The organism is uncultured Tateyamaria sp. (assembly GCF_947504105.1).
Taxonomy (GTDB): domain Bacteria; phylum Pseudomonadota; class Alphaproteobacteria; order Rhodobacterales; family Rhodobacteraceae; genus Tateyamaria.
Genome location: NZ_CANNGP010000017.1, coordinates 1 through 19,965, shown reverse-complemented (window position 1 = coordinate 19,965; position 19,965 = coordinate 1). Strand labels below are relative to the sequence as shown.

Below are 19,965 nucleotides of genomic sequence, written 5' to 3'. Positions count from 1 at the left end.
GTGTCCGTGTAACGGGTCATTCGGCTGCGATCCCTTCAAGCTTGTCCTCAAGCGCATCGGCGGCATCCTGGAGCGCGGCGAGCGTTTCGGCGTCGGGCGCCCAGTATTCGCGATCGGACGCTTCCAGCAGGCGGTTGGCCATGCGGGACGACGCGGTTGGGTTCAGATCGGCCATGCGCTGCCGCATCTCTTCGTCCAGCACAAAGGTTTCCGATATGCGCTGGTACACCCAGTCGTCCACTTGTCCGGTGGTGGCGGACCAGCCGACGGTGTTTGTGATATGCGCCTCGATCTGCCGCACACCTTCGGCGCCGTGTTTCAGCAGCCCTTCGAAAAACTTGGGGTTCAGTGCGCGGGACCGGGTTTCGAGCGCCACTTGATCCTTGAGCGTGCGCACGGTCGCGTTGCCGCGGGTCTGGTCGCCGATATAGACCGATGCCTCGGACCCGCGGGCCCGTTTCACCGCGCGGGCGATGCCGCCCAGCGTGTCGAAATAGTGGTCCACCGTGGTGACACCCAGCTCGACGGATTCGAGGTTTTGGTAAGCTACCTCCACATCTGCGAGCGCCTTTTGCAGGAGCGCGGGGTTGGCGGCGGATTTGCCATCGACACCATAGGCAAAGCTTTTGCGGGTCTCATAGGCGTCGGCCAACTCGTCCTCGTCCCCGAAGGCGGAGCTGTCGACCAGTTGGTTCACGTTCGAGCCATAGGCCCCTTCGGCATTCGAGAACACGCGCAGCGCAGCGGTGGCGAGATCCACGCCCTGCGCCTCTGCATAGGCCAGCGCGTGGGCGCGGATATAGTTTTGGTCCAGCGGTTCGTCCGCTTCGGCGCATTTCAGCGCGGCCTCGGCCAGCATACGAGTTTGCAGGGGTAGAAGGTCGCGGAAAATGCCCGACAGCGTCATGATCACGTCGATGCGGGGACGGCCGAGGTCCGTGAGTGTGATCAGGTCGGCCCCGGCAAGACGGCCAAAGCTGTCGAAGCGCGGGGCGCAGCCCATAAGGGCGAGGGCCTGCGCGATGGGGCCGCCGTCGGATTTGATGTTGTCGGATCCCCAGAGCACCAGCGCGATCGAGCGCGGTAGAGTGGGGTGCGTATCGAGCAGCAGTTGCGCTTGTTTCATCCCGTCGCGGCAGGCGAAAGCCGTGGGCATGCGGAACGGATCAAAGGCGTGGATGTTGCGGCCCGTGGGCAGAATGTCGGTCGAGCGGATGAGGTCACCGCCGGGCACCGGTTTGATGTAACGCGCATCAAGCGCAGCCATCAGGGCGCTGAGTTCAGTTTCGTTCTGCAGCAGGGCGTCCACACGTGCGCGGGCATCTTCATCCGCGTGGGACATGAGGTTGAGGTATTCCGTGCGCGCGGCATCGCTGAGCGGCTGACCTACCACGTGCAGACCTTCGGGGATCAGCGCGTCTTCGGTTTCGAGCAGTTTCAGCCAGAGCGCTTCGGCAGGCGTGCTGCCCATGTCCACGGCTTCGGCCTGTTCGGCGATCAACTCTTCCAGCTCAACCCGCGCAGGGTCAGTACCGTCCATCTCGCGCCAGCGGCAGAGGGAGTCTTTCAACTCCGCCAGCCCTTTATAGAGACCGGATTGCGCGAGTGGTGGCGTCAGGTGCGTGATTGTCACGGCGTTGGACCGGCGCTTGGCCAGCGACGCCTCGGACGGGTTGTTGGCCGCATAAAGGTAGATGTTCGGCATCTCGCCAATCAGCCGGTCCGGCCAGTCCTGTGCCCCAAGGCCGGCCTGCTTGCCAGGCATGAATTCGAGCGCGCCGTGCATGCCGAAATGCACCACCGCATCAGCCTGATAGGTGTTGCGGAGCCAGAGATAGAAGGTGGTGAAGGCGTGGGTCGGGGCAAAGCCTTTCTCGAACAGCAACCGCATTGGGTCGCCTTCGTAGCCAAAGGCGGGTTGGACCCCGACAAAGACGTTGCCTAGTTCCTTGCCCAGCACGAACACACCGCGCCCGTCGGATTGGATGCGGCCCGGCGCAGGGCCCCAGACGGCTTCTATGGCGTGAAGCGGCGGCGTGGTGCGAACGATGGTGTCGGCATCCACATGGGCGGCGACATTCGCCTCCTGACCGTACTGCGCGGCGTTGCCTTGCAAGACTTGGGCGCGCAAGGCGTCTACGCTTTTTGGCAGATCGACCGTGTAGCCGCGCGCTTGCATGGCTTTCAACGTGTTGAAAAGGCTTTCGAAAACAGAAAGATACGCAGCTGTTCCCACGGCACCCGCATTGGGTGGGAAACCAAAGAGGACGACAGCAACCTTCTTCTCGGCATTCTTTTTTCGACGCAGGCGACCAAGGCGCAGGGTTTTTTCGGCCAGGCTGTCGATGCGTTCGACGCAAGGCACCATCGCCTTCGGTTCGCCTGCCTGACAGGTATGGGTGCAGCCATTGCACCCTTCGGGGCCAAGCCGCCCGCCAAAGACGGTGGGGCAAGTGGCCCCGTCCAACTCGGGGAGGGCCACGAGCATCGTTGTTTCGATGGGGCCAAGGCCGCCCGTGCTGCCCGCCCACTGGCCGAGCGTCTGGAATTCCAGCGCGTGTGCGGCGAGATAGGGCACGTCGAGGTCTGCCAGCACGTCGATGGCTGCTTGGTTATCATTGTAGGCAGGGCCGCCCACCAGCGAAAAACCGGTCAGGGAGACAAGCGCGTCCACCTGACCTTTGAAATAGATGTCGATGGCAGGGCGGGCATCCAGCCCTCCGGCAAAGGCGGGCAGAACGCGCATGCCTCGGGCCTCCAACGCGCGAATGACGCCGTCGTAATGTGCCGTGTCGCCCGCCAGTACGTAGGAGCGGAGCATGACGATGCCCACGGTCATCTCCGCCCCTTTGGGACCGGGGATATCAGCGGCATCAGTGGTGATGCGCTGCGGCAGATCGGGGTGATAAAGGCCTGTGTCGGGGTAGTCGATGGGCAGCGCCGCTTCGGGCCGTTCGGCCCAGTCGGCAGAGGTCGCGTAGCGGTTCAGCAGGAACTGGATCATGCCCCGTACATTGTCGTCAGAGCCACCGAGCCAGTATTGCATGACAAGGAACCAGGCGCGCAGGTCCTGCGCCTTGCCGGGGATGAATTTGAGGATCTTGGGCAGGCGGCGCAGCATCTGCATCTTCTTGGCGCCGTCCTCGGTCGAGGGTTTGGAGGAGCCGCGCAGGCGCTTCATCAACTTGCCCATGGTCGAGGGCGGGGCCTGCATGTCGAGCGTACCCATGCGGGTCAGCTTGACCACTTCGGCATCGGCAATGACGCCGATCATGGCGTCGCAATTGTTCCGGCGCGCTTTGAGGGCAGGCAGGATGCGGGCCACATGTTCTTCGAGGAACAGAAGGTTCGAGATGATGATGTCGCCATTCATCACCGCTTCTTCCGCCGCTGCGAAGGCGTCCGGGGACTCGCCCCATTCGGCGGCGGCATGGATTTGCAGGTCTAGGCCGGGGTAGTCGACAGCCAGCGCGTCCATTGCACGTCGCGCGGGACCGGCGGCATGGCTATCCAACGTGATGATCACCACGCGGTAGCCGGGCATGCGCCCATTTATGCCAGTGTCATCGCGCAAAATGGGCCTTTGCTTCGTAAAGGGTGTCGACGGAAATCTCGTCTACGCCGCGTTCGGTGGCAAAAATCTCGGTGTTGCGCCGGGCCTTGCCGCGGACAAAGAACGGAATCTTTTTCAACTCCTGCTCGGCATCGGCGAGCCAGACCACGGATCCTTCATTCATCTTGCTGGAAAAACTCCGGGGGGAGTCCGCAGGACGGGGGGCTGGCCCCCCTGACCCGCTCGCCGCAGGTGCGTGGCCGCCATGGTGCGAGGGACCCGCCGCATCGTGGAATTCGAAATCCTCGCGGAACATATGCAGAAGGTGTTCTTCCAGCCCCATGACCAGCGGGTGGACCCATGTGTCAAAGATCACGTTGGCCCCCTCGATCCCCATCTGGGGGGAGTAGCGGGCGGGGAAATCCTGTACATGGACGGGGGCCGAGATAACGGCGCATGGGATGCCGAGCCGTTTGCCGATATGGCGTTCCATCTGTGTGCCGAGGATCATTTCGGGCTGCAGCGCTTCGATCACGCGCTCAACCTCGAGATAGTCGTCAGTGATCGTTGCCTCGATCCCCATGTCCTTGGCCTTGGTGCGGACGGGGCGGGCCATTTCGCGGTTGTAGCAACCCATGCCCACGACCTCGAACCCCATCTCGTCTTGGGCGATGCGCGCGGCGGCCAGCACATGGGTGCCGTCGCCAAAGAGGAAGACACGCTTGCCGGTCAGATACGTGCTGTCGACGGATTTTGAGTACCAGGGCAGGCGCAAGCGGGAGGTGTCGAGATAAGCATCCTTGCCCGTGATCGTCGCGACTTCGTTGACGAAATCACGGGTGGCGCCGACGCCGATGGGCACGGTTTTAGTATAGGGCTGGTCTAGGTCCCGTTCCATCCAGCGGGCGGCGGACTCTGCCGTTTCTGGGTACATCAGAACGTTGAAATGCGCCGCGCCCATGCGGGCGATATCGGCGGGTGAGGAGGTCATCGGGGCTACGACATTCACGCTGATCCCCATGTCCGAGAGAAGTGCAGTCACCTCTTGAATGTCATCACGATGGCGGAAGCCGAGGGCCGTGGGGCCGATCAGGTTGGCGGTGACCTGTTTGGTTCGCTCCATGGGTTTCGCCAGCGTCTTGACGATCTGGAAGAATGTCTCGTCCGCGCCAAAGTTTTCCTTGCGCTGGTAGCTTGGCAGTTCCAGCGGGATCGTGGGGACGGGCAGGCCCATGGTTTCGGCCATGCCGCCGGGATCGTCCTGGATCAGTTCGGCGGTGCAGGAGGCACCCACGATGATCGCCTGCGGCTTGAACCGGTCATAAGCATCTTGTGCGGCCTGTTTGAACAGGTTCGCTGTGTCGGCGCCAAGGTCGCGCGCCTGGAAAGTCGTGTAGGTGACGGGCGGGCGGTGGTCGCGCCGCTCGATCATGGTGAACAGCAGGTCGGCATAGGTGTCGCCTTGGGGCGCATGGAGCACATAATGCAAGTCCGTCATGCCGGTGGCGACGCGCATGGCGCCGACATGGGGCGGGCCTTCATATGTCCAGACGGTGAGCTTCATGGCTGCTGTGCGTGGGGGCCAGCCCCCACACCCCCGTCGTATTTGCCGTCAGAAGAAACTGGGTCGAGTTTGAGAAGGTCGGCGCGGCGGATTGGGCGGGAGAAGAGGCCAGCGAGGTCGCCCGCCTGTTCGTAGAAATGGACCGGAGTGAAGACGAGTTCGATGGCCCATTTGGTGGCGAGACCTTCAGCCTCCAATGGGTTGGCGAGGCCGAGGCCGCATACGGTGAGATCAGGTTTGGCTGCCTTGGCGCGATCCAGTTGCAGGTCGACATCCTGTCCTTCGGAGATGGTTGGCCCTTCGGCCAGAAGGTCGAGGTCGGGGCCGACGATGCCTTTGTGGATAAAGGGCGCGCCGACTTCGATGGCCTCCATCCCGCATTCGCGGGTCAGGAAGCGGGCCAGCGGGATTTCAAGCTGGCTGTCGGGGAAGAAGAAGATGGACATGCCGTTCAGCGCCTCTGCTGCTTGAGCGATAGCCTTGCGGGCGCGGGCGCGGGGGGCGGTGGTGACCTGTTCGAAAAGCTCGGGTGCGACACCGAATTCGGTGGCGATGGCGGCGAGCCATTGGGTTGTACCTTCTTCACCAAAGGGGAAGGGGGCGGGGATGTGGCGGGCGCCGCGGCGTGTGAGTGCGTCGTGCGTGTCGCCGAGGAAGGGTTGGGTGAGGGCATAGACTGTGTTGGGCCCGACGGCGAGGTCGCTGTTTGCGCGCGGGGCTGGCAAGACCTTGATCGGGCCGATGCCCATGGCTTCGAGAAGGCCGATGGCCTGTTCCTCAACCACGTCGGGCAGGGCGCCGACCAGCAGCAGTTGCCGCTCGTCTGTTTTGGGAAGGACGGGCACCATGGAGGCGAGGCAGGCGTCTTCGCCTTGGGTGAAGGTCGTTTCGATACCGGAGCCGGAGAAATTCAGCACCCGCACCGATGGTGCGTGGCGTTGGGTCATGCGTTCCGCCGCCTTGGCGAGGTCCAGCTTGATCACCTCGGAGGGGCAGGAGCCGACGAGGAACAGTTGCTTGATGTCGGGGCGGCGGATGAGCAGTTCGTCCACCACCTTGTCCAACTCGTCCTGCGCATCTGCCAGCCCGGCGAGGTCGGTTTCTTCGAGGATCGCGGTGCCGAAGCGCGGTTCGGCGAAGATCATCACGCCGGCCGCCGATTGCAGCAGATGGGCGCAGGTGCGGCTGCCGATTACCAGAAAGAACGCATCCTGCATCTTGCGGTGCAACCAGATGATTCCCGTCAGGCCGCAAAACACCTCGCGTTGGCCGCGCTGTTTGAGAATCGGTGTCTCGCGACACCCACCGGCGGTGGGGAGTCGGGGAAGCTCGGTCATACTGGGACCTCGCTGTGCGTAGAAGCGGCCTGCAATCGGGCAGCGCGCAGCTTGAGCACGAACTGTGCTGCGTTGATGACGTAGGCGCCATAGGCGGCCAGAGCCAGCCACATCAGCGGGACCGGGGAAAGTGCCCCGGAAAAAAGCGCCCAGATATAGGCGGTGTGCAGGGCGATCACGAGGCAGGAAAACACGTCTTCCCAGAAAAAGGCAGGGGCCAGAAGATATTGACCAAAAACGACTTTTTCCCAGATCGCACCCGTGATCATGATTAGGTAAAGCACGCCTGTCTTGATCACGATGGACCATGTGGCGGCGACGTATCCCTCGCCCGTCGACAAGTAGCGGATGACCAGTGCTAGAGAGACTAGAAACACCACGAATTGCAGGGGTGCGAGGATACCCTGAACCGGTGTCCAGATGGTGGCATCCCGACGCGCACGTTCCTCGGCCGTATAGAGCCCGACCGGCGCTGCATTTGGGGGTGTCCGGATGGACATCGTGTTGCGCCTCTCCCTTTGCGTCACGGGTTCAGCGTATCGGGTGAGAGGGAAAAGTGTCAATTATAACTTACACTATGACTGTCATCCTGGTGCGCCTGCTTGGGTGGGTGATGCCCCTATAATTACGTAAAATCCGCACTTTGTGGCGTTTAAACGCGTAAAGAGACGGAATTGGAGGAGGTGAGGTGCTGCCCTCATGTCAAATTGAGTTGACATTGTGGGTGTTCGGGCAGACACTTTTGATGTTTTCACGGCTCTGACGCGCCAGAACCGTTCAATGCGTTTGCACGGATCGAGGTAATCCATGACGCAGGACGACCCATTTGGCACGACCCGTCGTCCTTACGGGCGCAGCTGCGACCATGAGTCGTTGGCCGGGGAAGTCATTTCCATCCTGAAAGATCGTCAGGCTGTCTGCCCCTCCGGCGCGCGTCAGGTCGCTGTTGATTACCTGGTGCGTGCCGTCATCAAACGTCTCGATTTCGATGCGGCATTGGTGCTGGAGGAATTGAGCACGTACCGTCTGACGCATGATGCGTTGATCGATCTCCATATCCCTAAAGCTGCCGAGCAACTGGGCGCGCTGTGGATGACCTCGGATCTGGATTTTGCCACGGTTACCGTGGGCTCGCTGCGTTTGCAGTCACTCTTGGGTATTGCAGCGCATGGGTTGACGCGGGAGCCTGTGGATCAGAGCAACGTGTTGCATGCGCTTGTCATTGTGCCCGAGGCCGAGCAGCATTTTCTGGGAGCAAGCGTTGTTGCCGCGCAACTGCGCAGGTTGGGCTGTGACGTCAGCTTGGCGATCAATGAAGGGTCTGAGCAGCTTCTTGCACGGGTTGAGTATGACCGGCCCGATATGGCCTTGTTCTCGTGCGCACGCGCGGCGGGTCTTGAAACCATATGCGGAACCGTTAAAAAGATAAGGCAGAAGAGTGACGTGACTCCGGTGCTTGCCATAGGCGGTGCATATTCCGGGGTCACCAAGAGCATAACAGAGCAAACAGGCGTCGATCTTGTGACGAATACGGCAAAAGATGTTGTTGGCTTCACGACGAAGCGCAAAAAGGCATTGGGCCGTATATGACAACTGATGGAAGCAGTTTCTGGACAAGTGGCTCTGTCCCGCTTATCGCGCCGGAATTTCTGAGTAGCATTATTGCCGCAGCTTCGGACATTGCCCTGGTGGTGTCTGCCGAAGGTACAATCCTGTCGGTGTTGCTCAATGATCAGGATGACAGCTTTGGCAATCTAAACCATTGGGAAGGCCGCCCGGTTGTCGAGTTCCTGACCGAGGAAAGCATTGAAAAGTTCCAGCATGCCCACGACGCGTATATGTCAGGGCGTCCGCCGAAAAAGCCGCTTGAGTTGAACCATTCAGACAATGCCGTCTGGCAGTATCCGGTACGCTATACTTTCCACCGCTTCGGGCAGGAGAATGCCGTTTTGCTGCTGGGTCGTGATCTGCGCCCCATTGCCGAGACGCAGCAGCAGCTGGTGCAGGCCCAGATTGCGCTTGAACAGGGATATGAAGCCAGCCGCGAGTTCGACGCGCGTTATCGTGTTGTTATGTCGAATGTTGACGATTCGATTGTGTTCGTGTCGGTGCAGACCGGGCGGATCGAGGATGCGAACGGTTGGGGGGCGGCACTGCTGGGCCTGAAGCCTGATGCGCTGGTTGGTGCTGCCTTTGCCAGCCTGTTTGCGGATCGATCCGGGGCCGAGCTGACAGAAAGCCTGATGAATGCCACCCTGACCGATGATGGCGCACCTGTTTCGGTGCGTACGTCGCGGACTCGGCAGACCGTTGATCTGTATCCGGCCCTGTTCCGTGCGGCCGGACAGCGGGTTCTGATGTGCCGTCTTGTGGGCAGTGAAGCGATCGCGTCGAACACGGACACGGCGTCCAGCCATGCGATTTCGCTGTTCAGGGGCACGACGGATGCCATCGTCTTTATGGATCCGCGCGGTACGACCCTGTCGGTCAACGATGCCTTTCTGGATCTGATCGGGGCCACGCATCTGTCGGATGTGGTGGGCCAATCCTTGGCCGAGTATCTGGCCCGCGGTCAGATTGATCTGGGTGTGCTGCTGGAGAATGCGGCGCGTACCGGTCAGATGCGTGTCTATGCCACGCGCCTTGTGAATGATCTGGGCGCTCGAATTCCGGTCGAGGTATCGGCCACTGCGCTCGAAGACGACCAAAACCCGGCTGTTGCGCTGATCCTCCGCGATGTTAGCCGTCTGGAAGGTGTCCGTAAGGTCGAAGGCAGCGGCAGCACGCATATGCCCGAGCCAGGTCGCAACGTGATGGACTTGATTGGCTCCGCCTCGTTGAAAGAGATTGTGGCCGAGACCACCGATGTGGTCGAGAAGATGTGCATCGAGACGGCCGTGAACCTGACCCGCAACAATCGCGTGGCCGCGGCCGAGATGTTGGGTCTGTCTCGTCAGTCGCTCTATGTGAAGCTGCGCAAGTATGGGTTGCTCAACAAGAACGGCTAGCCTGCTGGCAACCTTGCGCCGACTCAAAGTGTCAGTCATAGTTGACACATGGATGTCAGCCCTTCTTTACCTGCGCGCCGATTTCCCGAGCCTGCGGCGGCCCTGCGCCTGATCAAACCGATCACGTGGTTTCCGCCGATGTGGGCTTATCTGTGCGGCGTGATCTCGTCTGGCGCATCGCCTGTAGGGCAGTGGTATCTGGTTTTGCTGGGTGTGCTTTTGGCTGGTCCCATCGTGTGTGGAATGTCACAGGCTGCAAACGATTGGTGCGACCGCCATGTGGATGCCATCAATGAACCAGACCGCCCGATCCCGTCGGGTCGTATCCCGGGTCGGTGGGGGCTGTGGATTGCGTTGGCCATGTCTGGCCTGTCCTTGTTTGTGGGCTGGCAGCTGGGCCCTTGGGGTTTTGCCGCGACGATCGCGGGCGTGGTGGCCGCGTGGGCCTATTCGGCTGAACCGGTCCGCTTGAAGCGATCTGGCTGGTGGGGTCCGGGCCTTGTCGGTCTGAGTTATGAGACTTTGCCGTGGATCACAGGTGCTGCCGTGCTGAGTGCGGGCGCACCGCGCGGCGAGGTGTTGCTGGTCGCGCTCCTCTATGGACTGGGCGCGCATGGCATCATGACCCTGAATGATTTCAAAGCGCTGGAAGGCGACCGGCAGATGGGGGTCAATTCCCTGCCTGTCACGCTTGGTCCGCGTCGCGCGGCACAGGTGGCCTGTGCCGTGATGGCGGTGCCGCAGGCTGTGGTGATTGCGCTGTTGGGCATGTGGGATCGGCCCGCCCATGCAGCGGGGGTTGTCTTGGTCCTCTTGCTGCAATTCTGGGCCATGACAATCATGTTCCGTGATCCAAAGGCGAAGGCGCCTTGGTACAACGGCACGGGTGTGCTGCTCTATGTCTCCGGCATGATGGTCGCCGCCTTTGCGTTGCGGGGGCTGGCATGATTGCTGGCTGGGGCATGTTGGTGCGTCTGTGTCTGGTGAATGCCGCCATCGGAGGGCTGGCCGCGCTGCCCGTGAACCTGTTCAATCGGCTGATGACGGTCGAGCTGGCCTTGCCCGCTTTGCTGCCCGGTCTGCTGGTCGCTCTGCATTATGGTGTGCAGTTGACCCGGCCTGTTTGGGGCCATCGGTCGGATGTGAAGGGTGGGCGAACGCCTTTTATTCTTGGTGGCATTGCTGTTGTTGCTCTGGGTGTGATTGGCGCGGCGTGGGGCATATTGCTTGCCGAGACTTCGGTGCCTTTGGCACTGGCCGTTTGGCTTCTGTCCTATGCCGCGATTGGACTTGGGATCGGAGCGGCGGGCACATCGTTCCTTGCGCTTCTGGCCTGCGTGACCGGGCCGCGCAAAGGGGCAGGGGCGACGTTGGCGTGGCTATTGCTGATTGCCGGCGCGATCTTTGCCTCTGTCGGGACCGGCATCGCGCTGGAGCCTTACAGCCCGGATCGTCTGGTATGGGTTGTCGCGGCGGTTTGTGCGGTGGCTTTCCTTCTGTCTGTGATCGCAACTATCGGTGTTGAGAGCCATGCCGCATTCGAGCATCAGGCGGATGATACGCCATTGATTGCAGCCCTGCGTCGCACATGGGCTGACCCCGCGGCGCGCCAGTTTACCGGCTTTGTCTTTCTATCAATACTCGCGTTCTATCTGTCCGAACTGATTTTTGAGCCCTTTGCCGGGCACGTCCACGGGCTGAGCCCCGAGGACAGCACCAAGCTGTCCGGGGGCAAGGATGGGGCCGCCCTGGTGGGGATGATTGCGGCTGGGGCTTTGTCGCATCTGCGGATTGGCAGCCTGCGGTTTTGGGCTGTGACGGGCTGTGTGCTGTCGGCGCTTGGCTTGTTGGGTTTGGGCGCCGGTCTGCCGCTGGTGCCGTCGACGGTTGTGCTGGGCTTGGGCAACGGGTTGTTTGTCGTTGGCGCGGTCGGTTCAATGATGCAGTTGGCCGCCGCCCATGCGCGCAACACCGGCACCCGCATGGGTGTCTTTGGTGCGGCGCAGGCCATTGCCGCGGGTCTGGCTGGGTTGGTCGCCACGGGCATGCTGGACCTGACCCGTTTGATCCTGCCCGATGCTGCGGCTTACGGCACGGTTTTCACATTCGAAGCGGCGCTGTTCCTATGTGCCGCTCTGGTCGCCTCTCGCGTGATGCGAGCGGTCGAGACCCATGATGTAACCTTGGTTCCGGGGGAGTAGTATGATGTATGATGTCGTTGTTGTGGGCGGAGGACCGTCCGGGGCCACCGCAGCCGAGGATCTGGTGCGGTCGGGCCATTCCGTTGCCCTGCTGGACCGTGAGGGGCGGATCAAACCCTGTGGTGGTGCCATTCCGCCCCGGCTGATGCAGGATTTCCACATCGGGGAAGAGCAGTTGCTGACCAAGGTCACGACCGCCCGCATGATTTCCCCCACGGGTCGTCGCGTCGATATCCCGATCGAGAACGGCTATGTCGGGATGGTCGATCGGAAGGATTTCGATCCGTTCCTGCGCCAGCGGGCTGTGGAGGCAGGGGCGAAGTACTTCACGGGTACCTTTGTGCGCATCGACCGCCCCGATGGGCACCCGGTGGTGATCTACCGTGACAAGGAAACGCAGGAACACCGCGAACTGCCGTGCAAGCTGGTGATCGGAGCCGATGGCGCCAAGTCCCGCGTGGGGCAGGCCGAGGTCGAAGGTGCGGACAAGGTGCCGCTTGTCTTTGCCTATCACGAGATCATCAAGGCTCCGGAGGCCACCGACACCTATGACCCGATGCGCTGTGACGTGATCTATGACGGGTCAATCTCGCCCGACTTCTATGGCTGGGTGTTTCCGCATGGTGGCACGACAAGCGTTGGGATGGGGTCCGAGCAATCGTCTGTGAACCTCAAGGAAGCGACGGCGGCGCTGCGCGTTGCATCCGGTCTGGACGAGTGCGAGACCTTGCGCAAGGAAGGCGCACCCATACCCCTGAAACCGATGGATCGTTGGGACAACGGCAAGGATGTTGTGCTCGCTGGGGATGCGGCTGGTGTCGTGGCCCCGTCCTCGGGCGAAGGCATCTACTATGCCATGGTTGGGGGCCGAGTGGCCGCGACGGCCTGTGCGGCCATGCTGGCGTCGGGCCGGGTCAAGGACCTGAAACTGGCGCGCAAGCTGTTCATGCGCGAGCACAAGACTGTGTTCCGGGTTCTGGCGTCGATGCAGAATGCCTATTATCGCAGTGACGACCGGCGCGAACGCTTTGTGTCACTTTGTCACGACATAGATGTGCAGCGTCTGACCTTCGAGGCGTATATGAACAAGAAGCTGGTCAAGGCGCGGCCCATGGCGCATCTGAAGATCGGTATCAAGAACATGGCCCACCTGACCGGGCTGGTGAAGGCGAACCACGTATGACGATCATGATCCCGGCCTGGGTCGACGGCGCGTTGACCCCGGTTGAAAAACTGGAGGCGCATCAGCGCGGTCTGAAGCACAAGGCCGTGTCGGTCTTTGTTGTGCGTGGCACCGAGGTGTTGTTGCAGCAACGTGCGATGGGCAAGTATCACACGCCGGGCCTGTGGGCGAACACCTGTTGCACGCATCCCGAATGGGACGAAGCGCCTTCGGTGTGCGCAGCCCGTCGCCTGAACGAAGAGTTGGGCGTGACCGGCGTTCCGTTGGAGCATCGCCACCATCTGGAGTACCGCGCCGATGTGGGCGACGGATTGATTGAGCATGAGGTGGTCGAGGTCTATCTGGGCCACGCCCGGGGTGATCTGCGCGTGGCGCCAAACCCGGATGAAGTCATGGCCTACGAGTGGGTCGACTACCACGATCTGATGGCCACGGTGGCCCGTCATCCCGATCGCTTTACGCCATGGCTGCGTATTTATCTGGCTGACCACGCCGACACGATCTTTGGCGCCGATCTGGTACAGGCCGCCCGCGTGTGAGTGCCGAAATCTATATTTTGTACCTCGCGGCGGTTGCGGTGTTCTTTGCAACGCCACCCGACACGAGCCAACTTCTGATCATTGCAAATGCCATGAAGCATGGGCTGCGCCGCTCAGTCTGGGTGATTGCCGGCGATCTGAGCGCCAACGTGATCCAGATGACGGCTGCCGCTTTTGGTCTTGCTGCGGTGATTGCCACCTCTGCGGCGGCCTTTACTGTCATCAAGTGGTTGGGTGTGGCATATCTGGTCTGGATCGGGCTGCGGATGATGATGTCCCGAGGGGAGAGTGGGCGCGGGCGTGCGGATGGCGCTGCCCATCCGGTTCGGCTGTTTCGCCTTGGATTCATAACCTCGATGACCAACCCGTTTGCCGTTGTTTTCTTTGCGGCCCTGTTCCCGCAATTTATCACGGTCAATGCGCCAATCCTGCCGCAGCTGTTGATCCTTGGGGCCACGTATCTTGTCGTGGACGGTGCCACGCTGCTGTTGTGGGGCTGGGCCGGGGACCGGGTGGCTACCCGTTTTGCACAGCGGTCGATGCCGGCCATCAATCGCGTCTGTGGCGGCCTAATGATCGGCGCAGCCGTTCTGTTGGGTCTCAAGGACATCACGCCGCAACGTTAACGCTAACGATTGATCACTGCCTACTATGGTTTTAAGAGGACTCCGTACCCATCCGGAGGACGCGGGCGTGTCAGACGACAAAATCTATGATCTGTTTGTGATTGGTGGCGGCATCAACGGGGCCGGGATTGCCCGTGATGCATCTGGCCGTGGCCTGAGTGTTGCCCTGGCTGAAGCCGGTGATCTTGGGGGTGCAACGTCGAGTGCATCAACAAAGCTGTTTCATGGTGGGCTGCGTTATCTGGAGTTCTTCGAATTCGGATTGGTGAAATCCGCACTGAAAGAGCGCGAGGTGCTGCTGAAGGCGATGCCGCATATCAGTTGGCCCATGCGCTTTGTCCTGCCTTACGCCCCCGACATGCGGTTCGACAGTGACACCCCGACCTCGCGTCTGTTGCGCGTCGTGATGCCGTGGATCGAGAAAGGGCGGCGGCCTGCATGGCTCGTCCGTTTGGGCCTGTTTCTGTATGACAATCTGGGCGGGCGGGAGATCCTGCCGGGGACCAAGACGCTGGACCTGACCACCGCGCCTGAGGGTAAGGGCCTGAAGTCACGTTTCAAGATGGCCTATGAATATAGTGACTGCTGGGTCGAGGATTCACGGCTGGTCATGCTGAATGCCCGCGATGCCGAAGCGCGCGGCGCGACCATCCTGACCCGCTGCGCCGTCAATGAGGCCACGCGGGATGGTGATACTTGGCGGATCGAGACCGAGAAGGGGACCTATCGCGCGAAGGCCCTGGTCAACGCAGGTGGGCCATGGGTAGCCGACATTTTGGCTGGCGTGATGCGGCAGAATTCACAGCACAACATCCGGCTGGTGCGCGGCTCACACATCGTGACCAAGCGGCTTTATGGCCACGACAAGGCGTATTTCTTCCAAGGCACCGATGGCCGGATCATCTTTGCCATTCCGTATGAGCAGGATTTCACCCTGATTGGCACCACCGATGCCGAACATACGGATGCGGATACCAAACCCGCGATCACCGATGAAGAACGCGATTACCTGTGCGCCTTTGCCACCGAGTATTTCGAGAAGCCGGTGACTCCGGACGATGTGGTCTGGACCTATTCCGGCGTGCGTCCTCTTTATGACGATGGCGCATCCTCGGCCACGGCTGCGACGCGGGACTACGTGCTTGCGCTGGATGACAATGGCCCCCCCGTGCTGAGCGTCTTTGGCGGCAAGATCACCACCTATCGCAAGCTCGCTGAACAGTCGCTGGCCAAGATTGGGCTGGGCGCGCCATGGACCGCCGGTGTCGCGCTGCCCGGTGGGGATTTCAAGGTGGCGGATGTGGGATCGCTGACGTCGAAACTGGCGTCCGACTACTCGTTCCTCGACCAGAAATGGGCCGCGCGTTTGATCCGGGCATACGGGACCGAAGCGTGGGACGTTTTGGGTGATGCCAAGACAGCGGATGATCTTGGGCCCGACTTTGGCGCGACATTGACCGGTGCAGAGCTGACATGGATGATGACCCGCGAATACGCGGTGGCAGGTGATGACGCGCTGTGGCGCCGGACCAAACTTGGATTGCGCCTGAGCGCAGAAGAGCGCGCCGCCGTGGACGATTGGATGAAGGAAAACGCTGCATGACCCATATTCTTGCCATTGATCAGGGCACCACGTCCTCGCGTGCGATTGTGTTTGACGGGGACATGCAGCCTGTTGCCTCGGCTCAGGAAGAATTCACACAGCATTTCCCGAACAGTGGCTGGGTTGAACACGAACCCGCCGATCTGTGGGCCACTGTGCAATCGACTTGCAAGGCGGCTATGGATAAGGCGGGTCTCGGGGCAGCGGACATTGCCGCCATCGGCATCACCAACCAGCGCGAAACGACCGTGATCTGGGACGCTGAAACAGGTGAGCCGCTGCACAATGCCATTGTCTGGCAGGACCGGCGCACGGCGCAGATGTGCGAAGGGTTGCGGGCCGAAGGACATGGAGATCAGGTGACGGCGATCACCGGTTTGCTGCTAGACCCGTACTTCAGTGCAACCAAGGTGAAGTGGATCCTTGATCAGCATGAGGGATCGCGGGATCGGGCCAAGGCGGGCAAACTGCTGTTCGGCACGGTCGACAGCTTCCTGATCTGGCATATGACGGGGCGCACGGCCCATGTCACCGATGCGACCAATGCCGCACGTACGATGCTCTATGATATCCATAAGGGCGCTTGGAGCCCCGAGATGTGCGGCATGCTCGACATTCCGATGGAGATGCTGCCCGAGGTGCGCGATTGCGCGTCTGACTTTGGAGTGACGGATTTGCTGGGCGGTGAGACTCCGATTTATGGCGTGGCCGGTGACCAGCAGGCGGCGACCATTGGGCAGGCTTGTTTCGAGCCAGGCATGCTGAAATCGACCTATGGCACGGGCTGCTTTGCGCTGCTGAACACAGGCGACGCGCCGGTGACATCGAACAACCGTTTGCTGACCACGGTGGCGTATCAGCTGGATGGCAAGCCGACCTATGCGCTGGAAGGGTCGATCTTTATCGCTGGTGCCGTTGTGCAATGGCTGCGTGACGGGTTGGGCATCATTGCCAGTGCGGCCGAAACGCAAGCGATGGCCGAGAAGGGCAGTGGCAATGTCACACTTGTGCCCGCCTTCACTGGCCTGGGTGCGCCGTACTGGAACCCGGATTGCCGTGGGGCCACCTTTGGCCTGACCCGCGATACGGGGCCTGCCGATATGGCGCGCGCTGCGTTGGAAAGCATCGGCTTCCAAACCCGCGATCTTTGGGAAGCGATGCGGGCGGATTGGCCCGATGCGGGCGACGCAGTGCTGCGCGTCGATGGCGGTCTGAGCGCCAATGATTGGGCCATGCAGTTCCTGTCGGACATGCTGGGGGCGCCCGTGGATCGGCCTGCCGGGCTCGAGACAACGGCACTGGGGGCTGCATGGCTGGCTGGCATGCGTGCTGGTCTCTACCCGGATACCGAGGGCTTTGCCGCGACGTGGGCGCGCGAAGCGCGTTTTGATCCGCAAATGTCCGGGGCCGACCGCAACGCGGGCTATGCCAGGTGGCAGCGCGCGATTGCAGCGACACAAGCGGTTTAGGCGCGCGCGCCGACTGTCACTTTGATCTCGCCGATGCCCGTGACCCCACCGGTCATGACGTCGCCCGGTTCCACCGCACCAACACCGGCGGGCGTGCCCGTCATGATCAAGTCGCCGGGAGCCAAAGCAACCGCTTGCGATAGGTAGGCTACGTGATCACGCACTGGCCAGATCAGGTCGGCAATATCAGCGTCCTGCCGCACCTCTCCATTCACAGCAAGCCAGACGCGGCCCCTTTCAATACTTTCCACGCCTGCCAATGGCACAAGCGGAGACATGGGGGCAGAGAAATCAAACGCCTTGGCCCAGTCCCAGGGGCGGCCCGTCTTCTTGGCTTCGGCTTGCAGATCACGGCGCGTCAGGTCGATCCCGACACCTGCGCCCCAGACGTGATCGATGACGGCATCCGGCGCAATATCTGCGCCGCGCGTGCCGATGGCGATGACCAGTTCGATCTCGTGATGCAGGTCCTTTGTCAGGGGCGGATACGGAATGGTGCACGGGCTGTCGATAACTGCGTCTGCGGGCTTGGTGAAGAAGAACGGTAGTTCGCGGTCCGGATCCTTGCCCATCTCGCGGGCATGTGCGGCATAGTTGGAGTTTATTCCGGCTGGGGGCAAAATGACACCATAAAGCCGTATGTCATTGGTGTTTTAAACTGTATTCGACCGTTAGCAGATATAGGCCCATCCAAGCGGAGAGTTGTGCGACAGGAGTTCTGATGTGCAGTCGAGACTCGCCCGTTTTCGGGTGTTAGCAGCGCGGCCGAGGTGCTTTGCATTTCAATAGATGATGATGGTGGCCAGCAGGTTGAGTCGTCCCTTGCAGAAGTGTTGGTCCTCTACAGTAAACGACTTCACATGGGTTTTTCGATTAGCGTCACCAACTGAAACAATCTCGTCATTCGACCAGCCAAGAGCAAGCATGCTCTTGGCTTGTTTCTTGAATCTTGAATCACGCAGCCAGCCCCACAGCAAGTCGGTCGATGAGCACTTTACTTGAAAGCGGGCTCAGAATGAATTAGCCGATACTGAATAACGGGTAGGCATTTGTTTTTGTTAATGAACAGCCGGATTTTGTTGAGCGGAAAGTGCAGGGTTTGATAGTGTTGGGGCAGAAGCCCTGCACTTTCGAGCTGTGTTATGAAGCCCAGAAAGCCGCCCCCGGACCAAAACGACCTCCTGCGCGCACGATTGGTTGAGATGGTCGACATGCGGCATGAGTTGGTGAAGCTGGAAGCCTTGATCGACTGGGGTGTTTTCGATCGTGAATGGCTGGAGTTTTTTCCCTCGCACACGGGCCGACCTGCGACCCCGCCCCGTTTGGTTGCGGGGCTGCTGTATCTTCAACATGCCTATGCACTCTCGGACGAGGCGGTGGTGGCGCGGTGGGCCGAGAACCCGTACTGGCAGCATTTCTGCGGCGAGACGTTCTTTCAGCACCGTCTGCCGATTGACGCGTCGTCGATGACGCGCGAGGCCGGGATCGGCCTGCGCCAGAATTACAACCGCCTCGCACCCCGTTTGGCTGGCCAAGTCGGGCGCTACGCCCATGCCCGCCAGTTTAGGCGGATGCGCAAGGCGCTGCGTCGGCTCAAGGGCTACACCGGCCGCGTGCTGCGCGACATCGAGCGGCAACTGGGCAAGGTTCCGGAGGGCGCGGTGAAGACCCGCCTGGTGGAGATGATCGCGCTGGTGAGCCAGCTGCTGGCGCAGAAACCGAAAGACAAGGGCAAGCTCTACGGCCTGCACGAGCCGGCGGTGGACTGCATCTCCAAGGGCAAGGCGCACAAGCGATACGAATTCGGAACCAAGGTCAGCGTGGCCACGACCAACCGGGGCGGCTTCGTGGTCGGGATGCGGGCGTTGCCCGGCAATCCCCATGACGGTCACACGTTGCACGAGGCGTTGGAGCAGGTCGAGATCCTGACGGATCACAGACCGGAACTTGCCTTCGTGGACCGGGGATACTGCGGCCACGGCGTAAAGCATGTAAGGGTCTTCATGACCAGCGCCCGGCGCGACGTCACCCGAACCATCGCGAAACTTCTGCGCCGCCGAAGCGCCATCGAAGCGATGATCGGGCACATGAAGAACGACGGTCGTCTGACGCGATGCCCGCTCAAGGGAACCGAAGGCGACGCAATCTTCGCCGTGCTCTGCGGTTGCGGTCACAACATCCGTATGATCCTCAGGCACCTGAGAGGCACTTTGCGCCGGGCTATCTCGTTGATCCATCAGGCGTGCATCATCGTTGATGCGGAAATGGCATACGGCCGAAGAGATCAGGTCAAAAAAATTGCCGCCTGAAGGCGATGTTCAGGATCGACGAATTAAGCGCGCTCATAATGCTGCACTTACGCATAAAATATGCTTATTTGAAAACAGAGTAGTCGGCTCTCATAACATACTGGGGCTCAAAATGCGAATATCAGGAAACAGCAGCACTTCACCACAAAACAATGAACCCACGCAGCGGAGCTCGACTAGCGTGGGTCGTCAATCGGCTGCTTCTTTGCCGACTCCAAGAAGCAGTAACGCGCAGACTGCTGAGTTGTTCGCAGAAGCAAACCAGCAAATCCGAAGTCGAACAAGATCGGCCGAGCAAGGAAGTCTGGCTCCGTCAGAGGCTACTGCGTCTACCGAACAACTTTCAAGAGAGACATTCGGAGACCGTCAGGGAGTAGTGTCTCCACCCGATACGCTTGTTACGTCGTCACGGTATGACCTCTATGATCAAAACCGCAACTTTAATAACGATCGCTTTCTCATTGAGATGGCAAACGAGAAAAAGTTTAGCGTCGTTATCAACATCTCTCGCATTGATTCGATGTCGATGTCTCGTCTTCGTGCAGTGCTTGCGCAAAATATGTACCATGAAGA

The 19,965-nt window shown here is 60.8% G+C and carries 17 protein-coding genes; 11 read left to right on the top strand and 6 right to left on the bottom strand.

Going from position 1 to position 19,965, the window contains the following annotated elements; translation table 11 throughout:
* Nucleotides 1–16: 16 nt before the first annotated feature.
* Genes Q1A75_RS11920 through bchF form a run of 4 tightly spaced genes read right to left on the bottom strand, consistent with a single transcriptional unit; the run spans nucleotide 17 to nucleotide 6,954 of the window.
* Entirely contained in the window at nucleotides 17–3,544 is a 3,528-nt protein-coding gene (locus tag Q1A75_RS11920) for a magnesium chelatase subunit H (protein WP_299549645.1), read from the bottom strand.
* Between the two features lie 19 nt (nucleotides 3,545–3,563).
* Nucleotides 3,564–5,117 (bottom strand): ferredoxin:protochlorophyllide reductase (ATP-dependent) subunit B, encoded by a 1,554-nt coding sequence (bchB, locus tag Q1A75_RS11915; protein WP_299549642.1) that lies wholly within the window; start codon nucleotides 5,115–5,117, stop codon nucleotides 3,564–3,566.
* Nucleotides 5,114–6,454, bottom strand: a complete 1,341-nt coding sequence (locus tag Q1A75_RS11910) for a ferredoxin:protochlorophyllide reductase (ATP-dependent) subunit N (protein ID WP_299549639.1) — start codon at nucleotides 6,452–6,454, stop codon at nucleotides 5,114–5,116. Before Q1A75_RS11910 ends, bchB begins: the two co-directional genes overlap by 4 nt.
* Nucleotides 6,451–6,954, bottom strand: coding sequence for a 2-vinyl bacteriochlorophyllide hydratase (gene bchF / locus Q1A75_RS11905; protein WP_299549636.1), 504 nt, complete (start codon nucleotides 6,952–6,954; stop codon nucleotides 6,451–6,453). The genes Q1A75_RS11910 and bchF overlap by 4 nt, the downstream gene beginning before the upstream one ends.
* Nucleotides 6,955–7,261: 307 nt before the next feature.
* Between bchF and Q1A75_RS11900 the strand changes: the two genes are divergently transcribed.
* Genes Q1A75_RS11900 through glpK form a run of 9 tightly spaced genes read left to right on the top strand, consistent with a single transcriptional unit; the run spans nucleotide 7,262 to nucleotide 17,083 of the window.
* Nucleotides 7,262–8,044 carry a cobalamin-dependent protein gene (locus tag Q1A75_RS11900; RefSeq protein ID WP_299549633.1) on the top strand — a complete coding sequence of 261 codons (783 nt, stop codon included), beginning with the start codon at nucleotides 7,262–7,264 and terminating at the stop codon, nucleotides 8,042–8,044.
* Entirely contained in the window at nucleotides 8,041–9,462 is a 1,422-nt protein-coding gene (ppsR, locus tag Q1A75_RS11895; RefSeq protein ID WP_299549630.1) for a transcriptional regulator PpsR, read from the top strand. Before Q1A75_RS11900 ends, ppsR begins: the two co-directional genes overlap by 4 nt.
* A gap of 48 nt (nucleotides 9,463–9,510) precedes the next feature.
* The gene (gene chlG, locus Q1A75_RS11890) at nucleotides 9,511–10,410 is read left to right on the top strand and encodes a chlorophyll synthase ChlG (protein ID WP_299549627.1); all 900 of its coding nucleotides are present in this window, start codon (nucleotides 9,511–9,513) and stop codon (nucleotides 10,408–10,410) included.
* Nucleotides 10,407–11,663 carry a PucC family protein gene (locus tag Q1A75_RS11885; protein WP_299549624.1) on the top strand — a complete coding sequence of 419 codons (1,257 nt, stop codon included), beginning with the start codon at nucleotides 10,407–10,409 and terminating at the stop codon, nucleotides 11,661–11,663. Before chlG ends, Q1A75_RS11885 begins: the two co-directional genes overlap by 4 nt.
* A 4-nt stretch (nucleotides 11,664–11,667) precedes the next feature.
* Nucleotides 11,668–12,846, top strand: coding sequence for a geranylgeranyl diphosphate reductase (locus Q1A75_RS11880; RefSeq protein WP_299549621.1), 1,179 nt, complete (start codon nucleotides 11,668–11,670; stop codon nucleotides 12,844–12,846).
* Nucleotides 12,843–13,385, top strand: a complete 543-nt coding sequence (idi, locus tag Q1A75_RS11875; protein WP_299209831.1) for an isopentenyl-diphosphate Delta-isomerase — start codon at nucleotides 12,843–12,845, stop codon at nucleotides 13,383–13,385. The genes Q1A75_RS11880 and idi overlap by 4 nt, the downstream gene beginning before the upstream one ends.
* On the top strand, nucleotides 13,382–14,011 hold the full coding sequence (locus Q1A75_RS11870) for a LysE family translocator (RefSeq protein WP_299549618.1): 630 nt from the start codon (nucleotides 13,382–13,384) through the stop codon (nucleotides 14,009–14,011). The genes idi and Q1A75_RS11870 overlap by 4 nt, the downstream gene beginning before the upstream one ends.
* Before the next feature lie 25 nt (nucleotides 14,012–14,036).
* A complete protein-coding gene (glpD, locus tag Q1A75_RS11865) occupies nucleotides 14,037–15,614 on the top strand; it encodes a glycerol-3-phosphate dehydrogenase (protein WP_299549615.1) in 1,578 nt (525 codons plus the stop codon).
* Nucleotides 15,611–17,083 (top strand): glycerol kinase GlpK, encoded by a 1,473-nt coding sequence (gene glpK, locus Q1A75_RS11860; RefSeq protein WP_299549612.1) that lies wholly within the window; start codon nucleotides 15,611–15,613, stop codon nucleotides 17,081–17,083. Before glpD ends, glpK begins: the two co-directional genes overlap by 4 nt.
* Here the strand turns inward: glpK and Q1A75_RS11855 are convergent.
* Entirely contained in the window at nucleotides 17,080–17,703 is a 624-nt protein-coding gene (locus tag Q1A75_RS11855) for a fumarylacetoacetate hydrolase family protein (protein ID WP_299592316.1), read from the bottom strand. The genes glpK and Q1A75_RS11855 overlap by 4 nt on opposite strands.
* Nucleotides 17,704–17,865: 162 nt before the next feature.
* Nucleotides 17,866–18,060 carry a hypothetical protein gene (locus tag Q1A75_RS11850; RefSeq protein WP_299639973.1) on the bottom strand — a complete coding sequence of 65 codons (195 nt, stop codon included), beginning with the start codon at nucleotides 18,058–18,060 and terminating at the stop codon, nucleotides 17,866–17,868.
* A gap of 165 nt (nucleotides 18,061–18,225) precedes the next feature.
* On the opposite strand from Q1A75_RS11850, the gene Q1A75_RS11845 reads away from it, so the two are divergent.
* Both Q1A75_RS11845 and Q1A75_RS11840 read left to right on the top strand, forming a co-directional pair.
* Nucleotides 18,226–19,392 (top strand): IS5 family transposase, encoded by a 1,167-nt coding sequence (locus tag Q1A75_RS11845; protein WP_299592318.1) that lies wholly within the window; start codon nucleotides 18,226–18,228, stop codon nucleotides 19,390–19,392.
* 376 nt (nucleotides 19,393–19,768) lie between these two features.
* Nucleotides 19,769–19,965 (top strand): hypothetical protein (locus Q1A75_RS11840; protein WP_299592320.1); only part of this gene is annotated, 197 nt, incomplete at its 3' end.